1 protein-coding gene and 1 pseudogene are annotated in these 1,507 nt (G+C 67.4%); both read right to left on the bottom strand.

What is annotated here, in order from left to right:
• Nucleotides 1-1,281 (bottom strand): maltose alpha-D-glucosyltransferase (gene treS, locus AB0958_RS45105; RefSeq protein ID WP_366896288.1); only part of this gene is annotated, 1,281 nt, incomplete at its 3' end.
• A pseudogene (locus tag AB0958_RS45100) lies at nucleotides 1,278-1,507 on the bottom strand (alpha-1,4-glucan--maltose-1-phosphate maltosyltransferase); the annotation flags it as partial. The gene treS and the pseudogene AB0958_RS45100, both read right to left, overlap by 4 nt.

Here is a 1,507-nt window from a genome sequence, read left to right as displayed (position 1 = left end):
CGAGAAGCCGGCGTTGCGGTCGGGGGTCCACTGCATGGGGGTGCGCACGGCGTCGCGGTCGCCGAGCCAGATGTTGTCGCCCATGCCGATCTCGTCGCCGTAGTAGAGGATCGGCGAGCCGGGCAGGGAGAGCAGCAGGGCGGTGAAGAGTTCGATCTGGTTGCGGTCGTTGTCGAGGAGGGGGGCGAGGCGGCGGCGGATGCCGATGTTGGCGCGCATCCGTGGGTCCTTGGCGTACTCGGCCCACATGTAGTCGCGTTCCTCGTCGGTGACCATCTCCAGGGTCAGCTCGTCGTGGTTGCGCAGGAAGATGCCCCACTGGCAGCCGGACGGGATGGCCGGGGTCTTGGCGAGGATTTCCGAGACGGGGTAGCGGGACTCGCGGCGCACGGCCATGAAGATCCGCGGCATGACCGGGAAGTGGAACGCCATGTGGCACTCGTCCCCGCCCTTCGCGTAGTCCCCGAAGTAGTCGACGACGTCCTCCGGCCACTGGTTGGCCTCCGCGAGGAGCACGGTGTCCGGATACATCGCGTCGATCTCCCTGCGGACCCGCCGCAGGAACTCATGCGTGGGCGGCAGGTTCTCGCAGTTGGTGCCCTCCTGCGCGTACAGGTACGGCACCGCGTCCAGGCGGAAGCCGTCGATGCCGAGGTCCAGCCAGAACCGCAGGGCGGCCAGCACCTCCTCCTGGACCGCCGGGTTCTCGTAGTTGAGGTCCGGCTGGTGGGAGAAGAAGCGGTGCCAGTAGTACTGACCGCGCACGGGGTCGAAGGTCCAGTTGGAGACCTCGGTGTCGACGAAGATGATCCGCGCGTCCTGGTACTGCTTGTCGTCGTCCGCCCACATGTAGTAGTCCCCGTAGGGCCCGTCGGGGTTGGTGCGGGACTCCTGGAACCACGGGTGCTGGTCGCTGGTGTGGTTGACGACGAAGTCGATGATGACGCGCATCCCGCGCTGGTGGGCGGCGTCCACGAACTCCACGAAGTCGGCCAGGTCGCCGAACTCGGGGAGCACCGAGGTGTAGTCGGAGACGTCGTAACCGCCGTCCCGCAGGGGGGACTTGAAGAAGGGCGGCAGCCAGAGGCAGTCGACGCCGAGCCACTGGAGGTAGTCGAGCTTGGCGGTCAGGCCCTTGAGGTCGCCGATGCCGTCGCCGTCGCTGTCCTGGAAGGAACGCACCAGGACCTCGTAGAAGACCGCGCGTTTGAACCAGTCGGGGTCCCGGTCCTTGGCCGGAGTGTCCTCGAAGGTGTCCGGGACGGGTTGGTTGACAGTCATGACGCGCTGGGCCCTCCGTTCGCTGGTGCCGACCGCGCCACGTCGAACACGTGCGCCGGTGTCCGGCCGGGTGTGAGACGCACGTAGTTGGTCCTGCCCCACGCGTAGGTCTCACCCGTCAGTTCGTCCCGCACGGACAGGGCGCCGTCCCGGTCCAGGCCGAGTTGCGGCATGTCCAACGAGACCGTGGCCTCCTGGGTGTGGTGGGGGTCGAGGTTGACGACCA

The organism is Streptomyces sp. NPDC006655 (assembly GCF_040703965.1).
In the GTDB taxonomy this organism is placed as follows: Bacteria; Actinomycetota; Actinomycetes; order Streptomycetales; family Streptomycetaceae; genus Streptomyces.
The sequence above is the reverse complement of the archived record's forward strand: the minus strand, read 5'-3'. Positions and strand labels throughout refer to the sequence as shown.